Here is a 19,701-nt window from a genome sequence, read left to right on the forward strand (position 1 = left end):
CCTCGCTTCTGCATGCCCTGCGCTGCCCGCAGGAACTACCTGCGACAACATCACTAGGCGCACAGAAACCTGCGGACATAAAAAAAGGCCACCCGAAGGCAGCCTTTAAAAACAAAAGGAAAGAGAGTGTTAGTTACACGACCGCAACCGGACGCACATAAGAGATCGGTGCAGTGCTGGCATCTTCGAAGATCACGACTTCCCAAGCGTCTTTCTGCTCAATGAGCTTGCGCAGAAGCTGGTTGTTCAGTGCATGGCCCGACTTGAAGCCTTTGAACTCACCTATCAGGCTGTTGCCCAGCAGGTAGAGGTCACCAATTGCGTCGAGGATCTTGTGCTTCACGAACTCGTCTTCGTAGCGAAGGCCGTCCTCGTTCAGTACACCATCCGCGTCGACCACGATGGCGTTTTCCACGCTGCCGCCGAGTGCGAGGTTGTGCTTGCGCAGGTACTCGATATCACTCATGAAACCAAAGGTACGGGCGCGGCTGACTTCCTTCACGAACGAAGTGCTGGAAAAGTCCACGCTTGCACTCTGGGTGCGGTCACGGAAAACCGGGTGATCGAAATCGATCTCAAAGCTCACTTTAAAACCGTCGAAAGGCACGAAAGTGGCGCGCTTGTCGCCGTCTTCCACCGTCACCTCACGAAGGATGCGGATGAACTTCTTGGCTGCGTCCTGTTCTTCCAGGCCGGCAGATTGAATCAGGAATACGAAGGGTCCAGCGCTGCCATCCATGATCGGGACTTCGGACGCGGAGAGCTCGACGTAGGCGTTATCGATGCCCAGGCCAGCCATGGCCGAGAGCAGGTGCTCCACCGTGTCCACTTTGGCGTCACCGTTGACCAGGGTGGTCGACATAGTGGTTTCACCAACGTTTTCCGCGCGAGCAGGTATCTGCACCACAGGGTCCAGGTCGGCACGACAAAACACAATGCCGGTGTCGACAGGCGCAGGCTTGAGGGTCAGGTAAACCTTCTCCCCAGAGTGCAGGCCTACACCTGTGGCACGGATAATATTCTTCAGGGTGCGTTGTTTAATCATGGCTTGGGCCGCTTCAGCGCAAATTGCGAACTGGTATCAACAAAGGCTGGCGATAATAACAGACCAGGCCTTTGCTGAACACCAATCACCCTAATACCCCTGATACATTCCATCAATCGGCCTGGCGACGCAGGAAAGCCGGGATGTCCAGATAGTCCAGATCATCTTGCGGATTCAGCTTCGCCGCAGTCGCAGCACTGGCCTGGGCCTGGTTGCGCATGACGGTCGGACGGTCCAGATCACGGTAGTTGACCGACGGCAGTTCCTGACGGGCAGGGGCTGGCGCCTGTGCAGCGGCCATGGAGGTTTGCACGGTATTGTCGATGACCTTCACAGGCTTCTCGATTTTCGCGCCCAGCCCCGTGGCAACCACGGTCACGTGCAGCTCGTCGCGCATGTCCGGATCGATAACGGTACCGACCTTGACCATGGCGTGCTCGGAAGCGAAGGCTTCGATGATGCTACCCACGTCGGAGTACTCGCCCAGGGACAGGTCGGGACCTGCGGTGATGTTCACCAGGATGCCACGCGCGCCTTGCAGGTTCACATCTTCCAGCAGTGGGTTGCGGATTGCCGCCTCGGTCGCTTCACGGGCACGGTTAGGACCGCTGGCGCAGCCAGTGCCCATCATCGCCATGCCCATTTCACTCATCACGGTACGTACGTCGGCGAAGTCGACGTTGATCATGCCCGGACGCTTGATGATGTCGGAAATACCGCGAACGGCACCGGCCAGAACGTCGTCGGCCTTGGCGAAAGCCGACAGCAGGCTGGCGTCCTTGCCGAGGATGGTCAGCAGCTTTTCGTTGGGAATGGTGATCAACGAATCGACGCTTTCGCTCAGCGCGCGGATGCCTTCATCGGCGATCTGCATACGCTTGCGGCCTTCGAACGGGAACGGACGAGTCACCACCGCAACGGTGAGGATGCCCATTTCCTTGGCCACTTCGGCGATGATCGGCGCGGCACCGGTACCGGTACCACCGCCCATGCCGGTCGTGATGAACACCATGTTGGTGCCCGCCAGCACTTCGGCGATACGCTCGCGGTCTTCCAGGGCGGCTTGACGGCCGACCTCAGGATTGGCGCCAGCACCCAGGCCCTTGGTCACGCCGGTACCCAGTTGCAGGATGGTCCGCGCGCCGATGTTTTTCAGCGCTTGAGCATCAGTGTTGGCGCAGATGAATTCGACGCCTTCGATGTTGCTCTTGACCATGTGATTGACGGCGTTGCCGCCGCCACCGCCAACACCGATAACCTTGATTACCGGACTTGCGGGGACGTTGTCTACGAGTTCGAACATTTTCCCTCTCCTTTCATTTCTCTAGTTTTTTCGCCTACTGCTTACAACGGTGTTGCGGTAAATCTTCAGAAGTTGCCCTGTACCCAGCTCTTGATGCGATCGAGCAAGGCTGCCTTGGGTTCGTCGCTGCTGTAGCTGTCCCGGCTGCCGATGCCGGAGAACGAGATACCGTCGGACTGCTTCTGCAGCCCGTACAGCAGCAAGCCCACGCCAGTGGAATAGATCGGATTGCGCACCACGTCGGACAGGCCCTTGACGGTGTGAGGCACGCCCAGGCGCACCGGCATGTGGAAAATCTCTTCGGCCAGTTCGACCGCGCCTTCCATTTTCGAAGTACCGCCGGTCAGCACGATGCCGGCCGGGATCAGGTCTTCGTAGCCACTGCGACGCAGTTCGGCCTGGATCAGGGTGAACAGCTCGTCGTAGCGCGGCTCGACCACTTCAGCCAGGGCCTGGCGGGACAGCTCGCGCGGTGGACGGTCGCCGACGCTTGGCACCTTGATGGTTTCACCGGCACCGGCCAGCTTGGCCAGGGCGCAGGCGTAACGGATCTTGATTTCTTCGGCGTACTGGGTCGGCGTACGCAGCGCCATGGCGATGTCGTTGGTCACCTGGTCGCCGGCAATCGGGATCACTGCGGTATGGCGGATCGCGCCTTCGGTGAAGATCGCGATGTCGGTGGTACCGCCGCCGATATCCACCAGGCACACGCCCAGCTCTTTCTCATCGTCGGTCAGCACCGAATACGCCGAGGCCAGCTGTTCGAGAATGATGTCGTCGATTTCCAGGCCGCAGCGACGCACGCACTTTTCGATGTTCTGGGCGGCATTCACCGCGCAGGTCACCACGTGCACCTTGGCTTCCAGGCGTACGCCGGACATGCCCAGGGGCTCGCGCACCCCTTCCTGGTTATCGATCACGTAATCCTGCGGCAGGGTGTGCAGCACCCGCTGGTCGGCCGGAATCGCCACGGCCTGCGCCGCGTCGAGTACCCGCTCCAGATCCGCCGAACTCACTTCGCGATCACGAATCGCCACGATGCCGTGGGAATTCAGGCTGCGAATGTGATTGCCCGCCACGCCGACGAACGCCGAGTGGATACGGCAACCGGCCATCAGTTGCGCTTCTTCTACCGCGCGCTGGATCGATTGAACGGTGGACTCGATATTCACCACCACGCCCTTCTTCAGGCCGCGCGATGGATGGGTGCCGATACCGACGATTTCCAGCGTGCCATCGGCCGCGACCTCGCCTACCAGCGCCACCACCTTGGAGGTGCCGATATCCAGACCGACGATCATTTTGCCGCTTTGCACGTTTGCCATGGTCCTGCCTCTTCTTAATTCTTCGCGACGGCGGGTTGGGCCGTCGTGGGCGCTACAGGTTCCCGCCAGCCGACGGCCAGGCCGTTGGCATAACGCAGATCGATGCGCGCGATGTTCGTAATCTGTTCTTTCAGCGTTTTTTCATAAATGGCAATGAAGCGGCGCATCTTCTCCACCAGATGATCGCGTCCGAGCAACAGCTCGATACCAGGACCGGCGCTGCCGGCCCCCGTGGTCAGGAACCAGCTGCCGCGCTCGCGCAACTCCAGACGGGCGATGGAGAAGCCCATCGGGCGCAGCATCTGGCTCAGCACCTGGTACTGCTGCATCACCTGCTGCTGGGCCCGCTGCGGGCCGAACAACTGTGGCAAGTGCTCGTAGTTCGCCAGCTCACGCGGGGTGAAGGCCTGGCCCTGGTTGTTCAACAGCGCTTCGTCGCCCCAACGGGCCACCGGCAGTTGTTCTTCCAGGCGAATCACCACCTGGTCCGGCCACACACGCCGTACCTCGGCATGAGCGATCCATGGCATCTGTTCCAGCTCGGTACGCATGCTCGCCAGGTCGATGGTGAAGAAGCTCGCCGCGACGTAGGGCGCGATCCGCTGCTGCACCGCCTGCTGGCTGATGTAACTCAGGTCGCCCTGCACTGCGACCTTGGTGATCGGCCGGTCGGCATAGGGCAACAGGCGTTGCGCGCCTTCGTAAGTACCGAAGCCCAGCGCGACCAGCAGCACCGGCCACATCAGGCTTTTCAGCACGCCAAAGTTGGCTTTCGGCAGGCGCGCCGACATCGGCTCCTTGGCCACCATCCGGCTGGCACCACGCGGCACCGGCTTGCGGCCGGGAGCGGGTTGCTGATGACGTAGCTGGGCGCCTTGCATGGCCTTAACCTCGCGGCTCTGCGTTACTGACGACACTCTCCGCCAGGATGGCCAGAACCAGCTGTTGGAAATCCAGACCGGCGGCACGCGCCGCCATCGGAACCAGGCTGTGATCGGTCATGCCGGGAGCGGTATTCACTTCCAGGAACCAGAATTGGCCGTCGGCGTCCTGCATCACGTCGGCACGCGCCCAACCGGCGATACCAAGCGCCCCGCAGGCTTTCGCCGTCAGATCCATGAGCTCCTGCTCTTTGTCGATGTCGAGGCCGCACGGGATCCGGTACTGGGTATCGGAAGCCAGGTACTTGGCGTCGTAGTCGTAAAACGTGTGGGGCGTGCCCAGGGCGATCGGTGGCAATACCTGGCCACGCAGCGTGGCAATGGTGAACTCCGGACCTTGAATCCATTGTTCGACCAAGACTTGCGAGTCGTAGGTGCTGGCCGCTTTCCATGCGTCGATCAGTTCGGACGCAGATGTCACTTTGGCCATACCAATACTGGAACCTTCATGCGCCGGTTTGACGATCAAAGGCATGCCCAGTTCCGTCGCCGCGCAAATACAATCGGCCTCGGAGCCAAGTACGGCGTGGCGTGGCGTCGGAATACCGAGGCTGTGCCAGACCTGCTTGGTACGCAGTTTGTCCATCGCCAGCGCCGAAGCCAGGATGCCGCTGCCGGTGTAGGGAATGCCCATACACTCCAGCAAGCCCTGCATGCTGCCGTCTTCGCCGCCACGGCCGTGGAGGATGATGAAGGCGCGGTCGATCTTCTCGTTCAACAGGCGCTGCAGGAAGTCGTCACCGACGTCGATGCCGAAGGCGTCCACACCGGCGCTCAGCAAGGCTTCGAGCACGGCGTTGCCGGACTTCAGCGAGACTTCGCGCTCGGCGCTCTTGCCGCCGAACAGCACGGCGACGCGGCCGAAATCCTTCGGCGCGATAGTCGAAAACAGAGAGGCGTAGGCGGCGGTCATTTCGACTTCCCCTGACCGGCAGGCACGGCACCCGCGAACAACGGACTGTTCAACAGCTTCGGTGCAAGACCGCCGATATCACCGGCGCCCTGGCACAGCAGGATGTCGCCGGCACGCAGCAGCGGCTTGACCAGCGGCGCGAGGTCGACCCCACGCTCGATGTAGATCGGATCCAGCTGACCGCGCTGACGGATGCTGTGGCACAGCTGACGACTGTCCGCCCCCGGGATCGGCTCTTCACCCGCTGGATAGACTTCCATCAACAGCAGGACGTTGGCGTCCGCCAGCACCTGGACGAAATCGTCGTACAGGTCGCGGGTACGGCTGAAACGGTGCGGCTGGTAGACCATCACCAGGCGGCGCTCAGGCCAGCCACCGCGCACGGCCTTGATCACCGCCGCGACTTCGGTCGGGTGGTGGCCGTAGTCGTCCACCAGCATCACGTTGCCGCCTTCCACCGGCAGCTCGCCGTAGACCTGGAAGCGTCGACCCACGCCCTGGAAGCCCGACAGGCCCTGGACGATGGCTTCATCGCTGATGCCTTCGTCGGTGGCGATGCAGATGGTCGCCAGCGCGTTCAGCACGTTGTGGTTGCCCGGCATGTTCACCGAGACATCCAGCGGCTCGCGATCGGGACGCAGCACGGTGAAGAAGGTCTGCATGCCCTGCTGACGTACATTGATCGCCCGCACGTCGGCGTCCTCGTTGAAACCGTAGGTGACGGTCGGACGTTTGACCTGCGGCAGGATCTCACGCACCACCGGGTCGTCCAGGCACAGTACGGCCAGGCCGTAGAACGGCAGGTTGTGCAGGAACTCGACGAAGGTTTTCTTCAGTTTGTTGAAGTCACCGTCGTAGGTCGCCATGTGGTCGGCGTCGATGTTGGTGACCACGGCCACCAGCGGCTGCAGGTGCAGGAAGCTGGCGTCGCTTTCATCGGCTTCGGCGATCAGGTAGCGGCTGGTGCCCAGCTGTGCATTGGTCCCAGCTGCATTCAGCCGGCCACCGATGACAAAGGTCGGGTCCAGGCCACCGGCGGCGAACACCGAGGCCAGCAGGCTGGTGGTGGTGGTTTTGCCGTGAGTACCGGCCACGGCGACGCCGTGGCGATAGCGCATCAGCTCGGCCAGCATTTCCGCACGCGGCACCACCGGGATGCGGCGTTCCAGGGCGGTGGCCACTTCCGGGTTGGAGGTGTTCACGGCGCTGGACACTACCAGCACATCGGCGTTGGCGGCGTTCTCGGCACGGTGGCCGATGAAGATCTGCGCACCGAAGGACTCCAGGCGCTCGGTAACCGGCGACGCCTTGAGGTCGGAACCGGAGACCTGGTAGCCCAGGTTCAGCAGTACTTCGGCGATCCCGCACATGCCCACGCCGCCGATACCGACGAAGTGGATGCGACGGATACGGCGCATTTCCGGTTGTGGCATGGCTTTCTGATTCTCAACCATGGGCCACCTCCAGGCAGATATCGACCACGCTACGGGTGGCATCGGGTTTGGCCAGGCGACGAGCTGCGTCGGCCATGCTGTTGAGTCGTTCCGGTTGCATCAAAACCTCTGTCAGGCGAGCGGCAAGGTCCGCTGCGCCAGTCGTTCTTTGCGGCATCAGGAAGGCAGCGCCTTCACGAGCCAAATAATCGGCATTGCGGGTCTGGTGATCGTCGATGGCGTGAGGCAAAGGCACGAGCATCGAAGGCAGACCGGCGGCAGCCAGTTCACTGACGGTCAACGCGCCTGCGCGACAGACCACCAGGTCAGCCCAGCCGTAGGCTTGGGCCATGTCTTTGATGAACGGCTGCACCTGCGCCTCGACGCCAGCGGCGCGATAGCGCTCTGCAGTCACTTCATCGTGGTTTTTGCCGGCCTGATGAAACACTTCCGGACGCAGCTCGGGAGAGACCAGCGCCAGGGCTTCAGGCAGCAACTTGTTCAACGGCTCTGCTCCCAGGCTTCCACCCAGGATCAGCAAACGCGCCTTGCGTCCGGCCAAAGCCTCGCGCGGTGTATCGAGGAACAGCTCGGTGCGCACCGGGTTGCCGGTGGTACGCCGGCTGTTGGAGGCACCAAAGGTGTCCGGGAAAGCTTCGCAGACTCGGGCCGACAACGGCACCAGCAGCCGATTGGCGGTACCGGCGACCGCGTTCTGTTCATGAACGATCACCGGCACACCGGACAGTTTTGCCGCGACCCCGCCAGGACCGGTCACATAACCGCCAAAGCCCAGCACACAGACCGGCTTGAGCTGACGAATGATCCGGCGCGCCTGCAGCACCGCCTTGAGCAGCACCAATGGCGCCTTGAGCAGCGACAGCTTGCTCTTGCCCCGCAGGCCGCTGACGTTGATCAGGTGCAGTTGCAGGCCGGCGTTCGGCACCAGTTCGTTTTCGATGCCACGCGGGGTGCCGAGCCAGTGCACGGTATAACCGCGCGCCTGGAACTCACGGGCACAAGCCAGCGCCGGGAACACGTGACCGCCGGTGCCACCGGCCATGATCAGCACATTAGCGCCCATGGCTTGGCTCCTCGGCGAAGTCGCTCTCGCTGAACTCCATCTCTTCACTGCCCAGGTGGGTCCGACTCTCCCACTCGATGCGCAGCAACAGGCCAAGACAGGCGCAGCAGATCACCAACGAACTGCCGCCATAACTGAGGAACGGCAAGGTCAGGCCTTTGGTCGGCAGCAAACCGACGTTCACCCCGATATTGATCAGGAACTGGCCGATCCACAGGAACGACAGGCCATAAGCGACATAGGCGGCAAAGAACTGCTTGGCTTTTTCGGCCCACAGGCCGATGTACATGCCACGGATACAGACGAAGACGAACAGCGCCACCGTGCACAGGGAACCGACGGCGCCCAGCTCTTCGGCCAGGACCGAGAACACGAAGTCGGTGTGGGCTTCCGGCAGGTAGAACTGCTTCTGCACGCTGTTGCCCAGGCCAACGCCCAGCCATTCGCCGCGACCGAAAGCGATCAAGGCCTGGGACAGCTGGTATCCCGCGCCGAACTGGTCGGCCCAAGGGTCGGCAAAGTTGGTCAGGCGCGCCATTCGATAGGGCTGCATCTGAATCAGCAGGACCACCGCCGCGACCGCCAGGACCACCATCAAGGAGAAACGGAACAGCCCGACCCCGCCAAGGAACAGCATCGCCGCCGCGGCCCCCATCATCACCACGGTGGCGCCGAAGTCCGGCTCCATCAGCAGCAGGCCGGCCATTGGCAGCAGCACGATGAACGGCTTGAAGAAGCCCATCCAGCTTTCGCGCACTTCTTTCTGGCGACGCACCAGGTAACCGGCGAGGTAGATCACCACGAATACCTTGGCGATCTCGGAAGGCTGGACGTTGAAGAAACTGAAGCCGATCCAGCGCATCGAACCGTTCACTTCACGGCCGATCCCCGGAATGATCACCATCACCAGCAAACCGAAGGCACCGAGCAGCATCATCCAGCCCAGGCGTTGCCAGGTGGCGATCGGGATCATCATGGTGACGATGCAGGCACCGAGGCCCAGCACCACATAGATAAGGTGGCGAATCATGTAGTACAGGGCGCTGCCCGACTGCGCCGCAGCCACTTCGGTGGAGGCCGAGGCAATCATGATCAGCCCGAGGCCGAGCAGCGTCAGGCAGCCGGCGAGCATCGGGAAGTCGAGGTCGACGCCACGCCCGGTAATGATCGGCGATGGATAAGGCTTGATGATGTCTCTCAGGTTCATGCCAGATCCTCCACGGCGCGGACGAACTGGTGACCACGGTCTTCGTAATTCTTGAACATGTCGAAACTGGCGCAGGCCGGCGACAGCAGCACCACGTCACCGGCCTGGGCGGTGGCACGGCATTGCGCCACGGCTTCGACCAGGGAGCCGACACGAATCAGCGGCACGGCATCGCCGATGGCCTCACCGATCTTGTCGGAATCGCGGCCCATCAGGATCACGGCGCGGCAGTTGGCCGCCACCGGATCGCGCAGGTCCTTGAACTCGGCACCCTTGCCGTCGCCACCGGCGATCAGCACGATCTTGCCTTCGATGTCCGCGCCCAGGCCTTCGATGGCCGCCAGTGCGGCGCCAACGTTGGTGGCCTTGGAGTCGTTGTAATAACCCACGCCATCCAGGTCGCGAACCCACTGGCAACGGTGCTCGAGGCCGGCGAAGGTGCGCAGGGCCGAGAGCATGGCGTCGAACGGCAGGCCGACCGCATGTCCCAGGGCCAGCGCCGCCAGGGCGTTGGACTGGTTATGGGCGCCGCGGATCTTCAGCTCGCGCACCGGCATCAGGTTCTGGAATTCGAAGGCCAGGTATTTCTCGCCATTCTCTTCACGCAGGCCGAACGCCTTGAAGTCGGGTTTGCTCAGGCCGAAAGTCCAGCACGGCAGGCCTTCGCCGATCAATGGCCGGGTCAGGGCATCCTGGCGGTTGAACACTACCTGCCGGGCGCCACGGAAGATCCGGTGCTTGGCCAGGTGGTACGCCGGCAGGCCGCTGTAGCGGTCCATGTGGTCTTCGCTGATGTTCAGCACGGTGGCCACTTCGGCCCCCAACTGATCGGTGGTCTCCAGCTGGAAGCTGGACAGTTCCATGACGTACAGCTCGACGTCGTCGCTGAGCAGGTCCAGGGCCGGGGTACCCAGGTTTCCACCCACGGCGACCCGCTTGCCCGCCGCCACAGCCATTTCCCCCACCAGGGTGGTCACGGTGCTTTTTGCGTTGGAGCCGCTGATGGCGACGATCGGCGCCTTCGCGTTACGGGCGAACAGCTCGATATCGCCGGAGAGTTTCACCCCACGGGCAGCGGCGGCTTGCAGGGCCGGGGTCGCCAGGGCCAGGCCGGGGCTCACGTAGAGCTCGTCGGCACGGCACAGGAAGTCGACGTCCAGCTCGCCACAACGCACTTCCACATGCGGATAGTCACGGCGCAGCGTGGCCAGTTCCGGTGGATTTTCCCGCGTATCGGCGACGGCAAACGACACGCCCCGGTTCGCCAGGAAGCGAACCAGGGACATGCCGCTCTTGCCGAGGCCGACAACGATGCGGAAGTGGTCAGAAGCGATCAGAGACACTCGTTCTACCTCAGCTTCAGGGTGGCAAGGCCGATCAGCACGAGAATTACGGTAATGATCCAGAAACGGACGATCACGCGCGGCTCGGGCCAGCCCTTGAGTTCAAAGTGGTGGTGAATCGGCGCCATGCGGAATACACGACGACCGGTCAACTTGAAGGAGGCAACCTGAATGACCACCGACAGGGTTTCCATCACGAACACACCGCCCATGATGAACAGCACGATTTCCTGGCGAACGATCACCGCGATGGTGCCCAGGGCCGCGCCCAGCGCCAGTGCGCCGACGTCGCCCATGAAGACTTGTGCCGGGTAAGTGTTGAACCACAGGAAGCCCAGGCCGGCGCCAATCAGCGCACCGCAGAACACAATCAGCTCACCTGCGCCCGGGACATAGGGAATCAGCAGGTATTCAGCGAATTTCACGTTACCCGACAGGTAGCAGAAGATGCCCAGGGCGCCGCCCACCATCACGGTCGGCATGATTGCCAGGCCGTCGAGGCCATCGGTCAGGTTGACCGCGTTGCTGGAGCCAACGATCACGAAATAGGTCAGGACCACGAAGCCAATGCCCAGCGGAATGCTGACGTCCTTGAGCATGGGGATCAGCAAGGTGGTTTCGACCGGGGTTTGCGCGGTGACATACAGGAAGATCGCCGCGCCCAGGCCAAATACCGACTGCCAGAAGTACTTCCAGCGGCTAGGCAAGCCACGGGAGTTCTTCTCGATCACCTTGCGATAGTCATCGACCCAGCCGATGGCGCCGAACAGCAGGGTGACCAGCAACACCACCCACACATACCGGTTGCTCAGGTCGGCCCACAACAGGGTGCTGATACCGATTGCCGAAAGAATCAGCGCGCCGCCCATGGTCGGGGTGCCCGACTTGGAGAGGTGCGATTGCGGACCATCGTTACGCACGGCCTGGCCGATCTGACGGGTCTGCAGAGTGCGGATCATCCACGGCCCCAGCCACAAGGACAGCACCAGTGCAGTCAGTACCCCGAGAATCCCGCGCAGGGTCAGGTACTGAAAGACCGCGAAGCCTTTGTAGAACTGTTGCAGGTACTCCGCTAGCAGCAGCAGCATCAATGTTTCTCCGTGCTGGAACCACACAAAGCCGCGACGATGTTTTCCATCACCGCGCTGCGCGATCCCTTGATCAAAATAGTGGTGTTTGTATCTTGCTCGGCGCCCAGTGCTGCGATCAGCTCGGCCTGGCTGGCGAAGTGTCGGGCGTGTTCACCGAAGGCGGCGACCGCGTGGGCCATCATCGGGCCCACGGCGTAGAGCGCCGAGACCTTGCCGGCGGCATAAGCACCCACTTCACGGTGCCCCTGCTCCGCCCAATCGCCCAACTCGCCGATATCTCCGAGCACCAGGACGGTGCGGCCGGAAAAGCCGGTGAGTATATCAACGGCTGCGCACATTGACGTGGGGTTCGCGTTGTAGGTGTCGTCGATGACCCGCATGCCGTTTTTCGCCAGCTGGGCGACGGTGCGGCCCTTGACCGGCTGCACCGCGTTGAGCCCGGTGGCGATGCCGAACAGCGACACGCCCAGGGCATGAGCGGCAGCCGCAGCGGCCAGGGCATTGGCCACGTTATGGGTGCCCAGCAGGTTCAACTGGATCCGCTCGGAGCCGTTGCCAGCGTGCAGAGTGAAGTTCGGGCAGCCACGGGCATCGCGCTGGATATCAGAGGCGTAAAAGTCGGCGGCATTGTTGGTCAGGGCAAAACTCAGCACCTGACGGCCGGCGGCGCGGGCTTTCCAGATCGGGAAGGCCTTGTCGTCGAGGTTGAGCACGGCGATACCGGAAGCATCCAGCCCTTCGAGGATCTCGCCTTTGGCCTCGACGATTTTTTCCGGCCCGCCAAACTCGCCAACATGGGCGGTACCGGCGTTATTGATGATGGCGACATGCGGCTTGGTCATCGCCACGGTGTAGGCAATTTCGCCGATGCGCGAAGCCCCCAGCTCGATCACCGCCGCGGTGTGCTCCGGGGCCAGTTCCAGCAGGGTCAAGGGTGCGCCCAGGTCGTTGTTCAGGTTGCCGCGCGTGGCAAGCACCGGCCCGCGCGTACGCAGGATGCTGGCCAGCATTTCCTTGACCGTGGTCTTGCCACTGGAGCCGGTAATCGCCGCGACAGGCTTGGTAAAAGCCGCGCGATTCAACGCTCCCAACTGGCCGAGCGCCTGTCGGGTATCGCTGACCAGCAACTGCGGCAGCGTGCTGTCTGGCACTTCGCGCTCGACCAGGGCGCCGACGGCGCCTTTGGCGGCGACCTCATTCAGGTAGTCGTGCCCGTCGAAACGCGGGCCGGCCAGGGCAATAAAGAGTTGGCCCGGCTTGATCGCCCGGCTGTCGATGCTCACGCCATCGAAACTGCAATCGCCAGCCAGCAGGCGCCCCGCCAGCGGGCCGCTCAGTTCACTGAGTTTCAGGGCCTTAAGCATGGGCCACCTCCCACGCGGTCAGTGCCCGGTCGGCTTCCACCAAGTCGGAGAAGTCGAGACGCACGCCGTTGATTTCCTGATAGTCCTCATGGCCTTTACCGGCCAGGACAATGACGTCATCGGCCGAAGCGCCGGCGATCAGCTGGGCGATGGCCAGGCCGCGACCGGAGACGAATTCGACCTTGTCCACCGCGCTGAAACCGGCACGAATGTCGTCGAAAATCTGCGCTGGATCTTCCGTGCGCGGGTTGTCATCGGTGACCAGCACACCATCGGCCAGGCGCTCGACCACTTCCGCCATCAGCGGACGCTTGCCGCGATCGCGATCGCCACCGCAGCCGAACAGGCAAAGCAAACGGCCCTTGGCATGGGGACGCAGGGCCAGCAATACTTTTTCCAGGGCATCCGGGGTGTGGGCGTAGTCGACCACTACCAGCGGTTGCGAGCCACCACCCAGGCGTTGCATGCGGCCGGCCGGACCTTCCAGTTTCGGCAGTACATGGAGAATTTCGTCGAGGGCGTAATCCAGGCCGAGCAAGGCGCCGATAGCAGCCAGCACGTTGCTCAGGTTGAAACGACCGAGCAAGGTGCTGCACAGATGATGTTCGCCCTGCGGAGTCACCAGGGTCGCCCGCACGCCTTCATCATCGAATTGCGCTTCGCGGCAGTACAGATAGGCCCGAGGGTCCTCGAGGCTGTAGGTAATCAGCCGCGAATCCTGCTCGTCACTGGCCAACAGCCGACCGAACTCATCGTCGAGGTTGATGACCCGGCAACCCAGGTCGGCCCAGCCGAACAGCTTGGCCTTGGTGGAGCCGTAGGCTTCCATGGTGCCGTGATAGTCCAGATGGTCACGCGACAGATTGGTCAGCACCGCCACATCGAAAGCCAGAGCAGTGACCCGCCCTTGGTCCAGACCATGGGACGACACTTCCATCGCCACGGCTTTGGCACCGGCCTTTTTCAGGTCGGCCAGGGTGGCCTGCACGGCAATCGGGTTCGGTGTGGTGTGCATCCCGCTTTGCAGCGTGCCATAAAAACCGCTGCCCAGGGTGCCAACGATACCGCAGTGCTGGCCCAGCAGGTCGAGCGCTTGCGCGACCAACTGGGTCACGCTGGTCTTGCCGTTGGTACCGGTCACGCCAATCAGGTTGAGATGACGACTCGGGTCGCCATAAAAACGTCCGGCGATATCCGACAGCTGCGCCGCCAGGCCTTTGACCGGAATCAGCGGTACGTCGGTAATCGGCAGAACGGTCGCACCTTCAACCTCATAAGCCACGGCAGCCGCACCGCGCTGCAAGGCATCGGCAATGTGCGCACGGCCATCGAACTTGCCGCCAGGCACCGCAAGGAACAGATCGCCGGCGCGCACATTGCGGCTGTCCAGGGTCAGTTCGCGAATCAGCAGATCACGACCAGCGTGGGCGAAAATCTTGTTCAGGCTAAGAGACATCAGCCGCGCCCTCCTTTAGCTGGTGCCGCATTGGCTTGTTGGGTAGGTGGCAGGTTGTCCGGCGAGATATTCATCAGACGCAGGGTGCCGGACATCACTTTGCTGAACACCGGTGCCGATACCAGGCCACCGAAGTAGCCGGCCTTGCTCGGCTCATCGATCACCACAACGATGGCGTAACGCGGATCGCTCATCGGGCCGAAACCGGCGAACAGCGAGCGGTAGGAGTTCTCGGCATAACCCTTGGTGCCCACCGACGTCTTGCGCGCGGTACCACTCTTGCCGGCCACGTGATAAGCCGGCACCTGGGCACGGAACACGCCACGCGGAGCCTCGATCACCTGCTGCAACATGCCTTGCATGGTCTTGGCGACTTTTTCCGGAATCACCTGGGTGGTTTCCGGGGTTTTGTCGGTTTTGATCAGCGTCAGCGGTGCGATGCGGCCGTTGTTGGCCAGTGCCGAGAAGGCGTGAACCAACTGGATCGCGGTCACCGAAATACCGTAGCCGTACGACAGCGTGGCCGTCTCGGCCTTACGCCACTCGCGGTAGTTCGGCAGGTTGCCGACACGTTCGCCCGGGAAGCCGAGGCCGGTGTCCTGGCCGAGGCCAATTTTCTGGGCCAGACGGAAGATGGCTTCGCCGCCGATGTCGAAGGCGATCTTGCTCATGCCGACGTTACTGGAATTGATCAGAATCCCGGTCAGGTCGAGCACCGCGCCTTCGGTCTTGGATACGTCACGAATGGTGTATTTGCCGATCTGCAGCGTGCCCGGATACACCTCGACGGTGTCGCTCGGTTTCCAGCGGCCGGTTTCCAGCGCCGCGCTCATGGAGATGGCTTTCATGGTCGAACCCGGCTCGAACACGTCGATCATGGCGCGGTTGCGCATCATCGCCGGCTGCAGGTTGCGACGGTTGTTCGGGTTGTAGGTCGGCTGGTTGACCATGGCCAGGATCTCGCCGGTCTTCACATCCATGATGACCAGGCTGCCGGCCTTGGCGCCGTTCTCGACGATGGCATTGCGCAGTTCGCGGTTGGCCAGGTATTGCAGGCGCAAGTCAATCGACAACGCCAAGGGCTTACCGGCCTTGGCGTTTTTGGTGACCTGGACATCCTTGATCAGTCTGCCGCGCCGATCCTTGATGACCTGGCGCTTGCCCGGGACCCCGGCCAGCCATTCGTCATAGGCCAGTTCGACCCCTTCGCGACCGCGGTCGTCGATGTCGGTAAAGCCGACCATGTGCGCGGTCACTTCACCGGCCGGGTAGAAACGCCGGAACTCTTCGATGCCATAGACCCCCGGCACCTTGAGATCGAGAACCTGCTGACCCTGCTCGGGCGTCAGGCCACGCACCAGGTAGATGAACTCTTTATTGGCTTGTGCTTCAAGACGCTCGGCCAACGCTTTAGGGTCTTGCCCCAAGGCAGCAGCCAGTGCTGGCCACTTGTCCTTGGCCAGCTGCATTTCCTTGGCGTTGGCCCACAGGGTGGTCACCGGCGTACTGACCGCCAGCGGCTCGCCGTTACGGTCGGTGATCAGGCCACGGTGAGCCGGGATCGGGATATGCCGAACGCTGCGCGCGTCGCCCTGCCCCTTGAGGAAGTCGCGATCGACGACCTGCAGATCGATGATGCGCCAGGCAATCGCCGCCACCATGATGCCAAGCAGACCCAGCACCAGGCGGAACCGCCAGGGAAAGAGTGCGCCTTCAAGTTTCATCATGGCGCCACCATCTGGACTTCTGCCGCGCCGGGAATACGCATTTTCAGTTGTTCGGTGGCCAGCACTTCGATCCGGCTATGGGCGGTCCAGGTGCTTTGTTCGAGAATCAGTCGCCCCCACTCCGCTTGCGCCTTGTCGCGCACACTCAACTCGCCGTACAGCGTATTGAGCAGCTGGCGATTCCAGTGCGCGCTGTAGGACACCGCAATCGCGGACACCAGAACGCCGATGAACAGCAGAAGCATGAAAAAGCTTCCGCCTGGAAGTGGCTTGGCGAAGAGCTTGCTCACCGCAGCTTCTCCGCAACACGCATGACAGCACTACGAGCACGCGGATTGGCTTTGAGCTCGGCATCGGAGGCCGTCTGCGCTTTGCCATGGATTTTGATTTTCGGCTCGAAAGCCACGTGGCGTACCGGCAGATTGCGAGGCAGGTTGTCCGCCTCGCCCTTCACCAGCTTGCGCATGAACAATTTGACGATGCGATCTTCCAGGGAATGGAAGCTGATCACCACCAAGCGACCGCCCACTTCGAGAGATTCCAGCGCTGCTTCGAGGCCGGCCTCGAGATCGCCCAGCTCGTTGTTGACGTGAATGCGCAACCCCTGGAATGCACGGGTAGCCGGGTTCTTGCCCTTTTCCCACGCCGGGTTGGCAACTTTCAAGACCTCCGCCAGGTCGGCGGTGCGCTCGAACGGTTTGATGTCGCGGCGCTCAGCCACGGCGCGGGCCATACGACCGGAGAAACGCTCTTCGCCGTATTCCTTGAACACACGGGCGATTTCTTCCACCGGCGCGGTGTTGACGAACTCCGCCGCGCTGATGCCGCGGGACGGGTCCATGCGCATATCCAGAGGACCATCATTGAGAAAACTGAAGCCGCGTTCAGGATCGTCGAGCTGCGGCGAAGACACGCCCAAGTCGAGCAACACGCCGCTAACCTTGCCATCCAGGCCACGCTCGGCCACTTCCGAACCCAGCTCGGCAAAGCTGCGCTGCACAACGACAAAGCGGCCGTCTTCGGCCGCTAGCGCTTGCCCGGTGGCAATCGCTTGAGGATCTTTGTCGAACCCGAGCAGCCGACCATCCGGCCCGAGCTTGCTGAGGATCAGACGACTATGACCGCCGCGACCGAAGGTGCCATCCAGATAGCAGCCATCAGGACGTACGGCGAGAGCCTCGACGGCTTCGTCAAGCAGTACGGTGATGTGGTTAAAGCCGCTATCAATAGTCACAGGATCAAATCACGCAGTTCATCAGGCATGGCGCCCGGTTGTTGAATAGCTGCCAGGTCCGCTGCAGAAACAGCATTCCAGGCATCCTCGTCCCACAGTTGGAACTTGTTCAGTTGGCCTACCAACATTGCGCGCTTATCCAACTTGGCATATTCGCGCAGACGCGGCGGAACCAGAAAACGACCACTGCCATCGAGTTCGAGGTCGACGGCATTACCAATCAGCAAACGCTGCAAGCGACGGTTTTCTTCACGTAGCGAAGGCAGCGCGCGCAGTTTGGTTTCAATAATTTCCCACTCATCGAGGGGGTAGACACACAAACACGGATCAACGGCATCAATAGTGACGATAAGTTGCCCGGAACTACGCGAAACGAGCTCGTCACGGTACCGGCTCGGCATGGCGAGACGGCCCTTTGCGTCGAGACTGATAGCGTTAGCTCCGCGAAACACGTCAGCGTTTCTCCAAATTTTAGCGTTTTACGTCCAAAAAACCCACTTCATGCCACTTTCCGCCACTTGCGCACACTATAGGAATGCGCCCACCACACCGTCAAGGCACGGATCGACGGAAAAGCCTTATAGAACGGAGATTTAGGAGACTAAAAGGAGGGGTAACGGGAATTTGGCGAAGGATTTGGCACAATAACTTCACTCAGCTCAAGAAGCTGTATCGCGAAGTTAAAGTAATTTGTTAAGAGTAAGATCTTTTCGGTATTACAAAAGCGCTTCTGCTATTGATTCAAGCAGGGAGGGAAAAGGTGGAGAGTCGATCTGTAAGCCGGGTTCTGTCGAGGACAGTCATTCCTCTACGATGGCCATCACTGGACATCTTTAGCAACCTACCCGGTTCCAGCGCGGGCCACGCCTTGGAACCCTATTTGGTCTTGCTCCGAGTGGGGTTTACCTAGCCACGAACTGTTGCCAGACGTGCGGTGCGCTCTTACCGCACCTTTTCACCCTTACCGGCACCGAAGTGCTTAGGCGGTTATTTTCTGTGGCACTTTCCGTAGGCTCGCGCCTCCCAGGCATTACCTGGCACTCCGCCCTATGGAGCCCGGACTTTCCTCCCCCCTCTAATTTTCATAGAGGGCAGCGACTGTCCAATCGACTCTCCGCCGCGCAGGTTAACGGCAGAGTGGCGGAAGAACAAGCGATAAAAGCCTTTTGCCATTCCGCCGATCGTGTTTACTCGCCTTTCTGTTTATCCAGCGCCACCTGATAGAGAACATTCTTGCGCACGCCGGTAATTTCCGCCGCCAATGCCGCAGCCCGCTTGAGCGGCATCTCCTTGAGCAGCAGATCGAGAACCCGCATTGCCTCGCCGCTTACGGCCTCGTCGCTCTCCGGCGCCGACCACCCCGCCACCAGCACCACGCATTCGCCGCGCTGCTGATTGCTGTCCGCCTCGACAAAAGCGCGCAACTCCGAAAGCGGCAACCCCTTGAGGGTTTCAAAGGTTTTGGTCAGCTCCCGCGCCAGCAATGCCGGACGCTCGCCACCGAATACCAGCTCCATATCCTGCAAGCACTCGAGAATGCGGTGTGGCGCCTCATAGAAAATCAGTGTGCGCGGCTCTTCCTTTAATAGCTCAAGACGACCACGCCGACCTACCGCCTTGGCCGGCAGAAACCCTTCGAAGATAAAACGATCGGAAGGCAGCCCCGCCGCCGACAAGGCCGCAATCAGAGCACAGGCCCCGGGAACCGGAACGACATTGATACCTGCCGCCCGCGCCTGACGCACCAAGTGGTAACCCGGATCGGAGATCAACGGCGTGCCCGCATCGGAAATCAGCGCAACGCTGTCTCCCGCCAACAGACGGGTCAGAAAGCGGCTGCCTTCATCCCGCTCGTTATGTTCATGGCAGGCGGCCAGCGGCGTGGAAATCCCGAAGTGCTGCATCAAGCGCTGCGAGTGACGCGTATCCTCGGCGGCGATCAATGCCACCTCACGCAAGATCTTCAAGGCCCGGGCACTGATGTCGTCCAGGTTGCCGATGGGCGTCGCCACCACATAAAGCGAGCCAGCAGCGGAATTCAAAGGACCTGGAGCAGTCAAAGCGCACACCTCTTGATCGGTAAAACCGACATTGTAGCGCGTAGATGCCTTCGGAATGCGTGTCGCAGGCACCTCGTACCTGCGACAACACCGGCCATTCCAAAGCGCTGCAACATTTGCACGACCTAAAATAGACGGTTTATTGCCAGTAAGATCGCGCCCCGGCCAGTGCTTG

At 61.6% G+C, this 19,701-nt stretch carries 17 protein-coding genes and 1 other RNA gene; all 18 read right to left on the minus strand.

The genetic code is table 11. From position 1 onward, the window contains the following. Positions 1–133: 133 nt before the first annotated feature. The 18 genes from lpxC to rsmI all read right to left on the minus strand — a co-directional run bounded on the left by lpxC (position 134) and on the right by rsmI (position 19,508). Positions 134–1,045 (minus strand): UDP-3-O-acyl-N-acetylglucosamine deacetylase, encoded by a 912-nt coding sequence (lpxC, locus tag H0I86_RS25615; protein ID WP_009050714.1) that lies wholly within the window; start codon positions 1,043–1,045, stop codon positions 134–136. Between the two features lie 112 nt (positions 1,046–1,157). After that, entirely contained in the window at positions 1,158–2,348 is a 1,191-nt protein-coding gene (ftsZ, locus tag H0I86_RS25620; protein WP_007922129.1) for a cell division protein FtsZ, read from the minus strand. A 65-nt stretch (positions 2,349–2,413) separates the two neighbouring features. Then, a complete protein-coding gene (ftsA, locus tag H0I86_RS25625) occupies positions 2,414–3,673 on the minus strand; it encodes a cell division protein FtsA (protein ID WP_007922131.1) in 1,260 nt (419 codons plus the stop codon). A 14-nt stretch (positions 3,674–3,687) separates the two neighbouring features. After that, complete coding sequence (locus H0I86_RS25630) at positions 3,688–4,554, minus strand: cell division protein FtsQ/DivIB (protein WP_007922133.1); 867 nt, start codon at positions 4,552–4,554, stop codon at positions 3,688–3,690. A 4-nt stretch (positions 4,555–4,558) separates the two neighbouring features. Continuing rightward, entirely contained in the window at positions 4,559–5,527 is a 969-nt protein-coding gene (locus tag H0I86_RS25635; protein WP_180922641.1) for a D-alanine--D-alanine ligase, read from the minus strand. Continuing rightward, on the minus strand, positions 5,524–6,981 hold the full coding sequence (gene murC, locus H0I86_RS25640) for a UDP-N-acetylmuramate--L-alanine ligase (protein WP_009050716.1): 1,458 nt from the start codon (positions 6,979–6,981) through the stop codon (positions 5,524–5,526). Before murC ends, H0I86_RS25635 begins: the two co-directional genes overlap by 4 nt. Continuing rightward, positions 6,974–8,044: an undecaprenyldiphospho-muramoylpentapeptide beta-N-acetylglucosaminyltransferase gene (gene murG / locus H0I86_RS25645; protein WP_180922642.1), complete on the minus strand. Its 1,071-nt coding sequence runs from the start codon at positions 8,042–8,044 to the stop codon at positions 6,974–6,976. Before murG ends, murC begins: the two co-directional genes overlap by 8 nt. Beyond that, on the minus strand, positions 8,034–9,251 hold the full coding sequence (gene ftsW / locus H0I86_RS25650) for a putative lipid II flippase FtsW (protein WP_135006900.1): 1,218 nt from the start codon (positions 9,249–9,251) through the stop codon (positions 8,034–8,036). Before ftsW ends, murG begins: the two co-directional genes overlap by 11 nt. After that, positions 9,248–10,594, minus strand: a complete 1,347-nt coding sequence (gene murD / locus H0I86_RS25655; RefSeq protein WP_180922643.1) for a UDP-N-acetylmuramoyl-L-alanine--D-glutamate ligase — start codon at positions 10,592–10,594, stop codon at positions 9,248–9,250. The genes ftsW and murD overlap by 4 nt, the downstream gene beginning before the upstream one ends. A 5-nt stretch (positions 10,595–10,599) precedes the next feature. Next, the gene (mraY, locus tag H0I86_RS25660; protein ID WP_007928475.1) at positions 10,600–11,682 is read right to left on the minus strand and encodes a phospho-N-acetylmuramoyl-pentapeptide-transferase; all 1,083 of its coding nucleotides are present in this window, start codon (positions 11,680–11,682) and stop codon (positions 10,600–10,602) included. After that, positions 11,682–13,049 (minus strand): UDP-N-acetylmuramoyl-tripeptide--D-alanyl-D-alanine ligase, encoded by a 1,368-nt coding sequence (locus H0I86_RS25665; RefSeq protein WP_180922644.1) that lies wholly within the window; start codon positions 13,047–13,049, stop codon positions 11,682–11,684. The genes mraY and H0I86_RS25665 overlap by 1 nt, the downstream gene beginning before the upstream one ends. Next, complete coding sequence (locus tag H0I86_RS25670) at positions 13,042–14,505, minus strand: UDP-N-acetylmuramoyl-L-alanyl-D-glutamate--2,6-diaminopimelate ligase (protein WP_180922645.1); 1,464 nt, start codon at positions 14,503–14,505, stop codon at positions 13,042–13,044. The genes H0I86_RS25665 and H0I86_RS25670 overlap by 8 nt, the downstream gene beginning before the upstream one ends. Next, positions 14,505–16,229 carry a peptidoglycan D,D-transpeptidase FtsI family protein gene (locus tag H0I86_RS25675; protein ID WP_164486318.1) on the minus strand — a complete coding sequence of 575 codons (1,725 nt, stop codon included), beginning with the start codon at positions 16,227–16,229 and terminating at the stop codon, positions 14,505–14,507. The genes H0I86_RS25670 and H0I86_RS25675 overlap by 1 nt, the downstream gene beginning before the upstream one ends. Beyond that, positions 16,229–16,522 (minus strand): cell division protein FtsL, encoded by a 294-nt coding sequence (ftsL, locus tag H0I86_RS25680; RefSeq protein WP_009050721.1) that lies wholly within the window; start codon positions 16,520–16,522, stop codon positions 16,229–16,231. Before ftsL ends, H0I86_RS25675 begins: the two co-directional genes overlap by 1 nt. Further along, a complete protein-coding gene (gene rsmH, locus H0I86_RS25685; protein ID WP_009050722.1) occupies positions 16,519–17,466 on the minus strand; it encodes a 16S rRNA (cytosine(1402)-N(4))-methyltransferase RsmH in 948 nt (315 codons plus the stop codon). Before rsmH ends, ftsL begins: the two co-directional genes overlap by 4 nt. After that, positions 17,463–17,918 (minus strand): division/cell wall cluster transcriptional repressor MraZ, encoded by a 456-nt coding sequence (gene mraZ / locus H0I86_RS25690; protein ID WP_003205355.1) that lies wholly within the window; start codon positions 17,916–17,918, stop codon positions 17,463–17,465. Before mraZ ends, rsmH begins: the two co-directional genes overlap by 4 nt. 308 nt (positions 17,919–18,226) lie before the next feature. Continuing rightward, positions 18,227–18,580, minus strand: an RNA gene (gene rnpB / locus H0I86_RS25695) — RNase P RNA component class A. A gap of 73 nt (positions 18,581–18,653) precedes the next feature. Beyond that, entirely contained in the window at positions 18,654–19,508 is an 855-nt protein-coding gene (gene rsmI, locus H0I86_RS25700; protein ID WP_180925912.1) for a 16S rRNA (cytidine(1402)-2'-O)-methyltransferase, read from the minus strand. Positions 19,509–19,701 lie beyond the last annotated feature (193 nt).

The sequence above is a fragment of the Pseudomonas chlororaphis subsp. aurantiaca genome (genome assembly GCF_013466605.1).
Classification (GTDB): Bacteria; Pseudomonadota; Gammaproteobacteria; order Pseudomonadales; family Pseudomonadaceae; genus Aquipseudomonas; species Aquipseudomonas chlororaphis_I.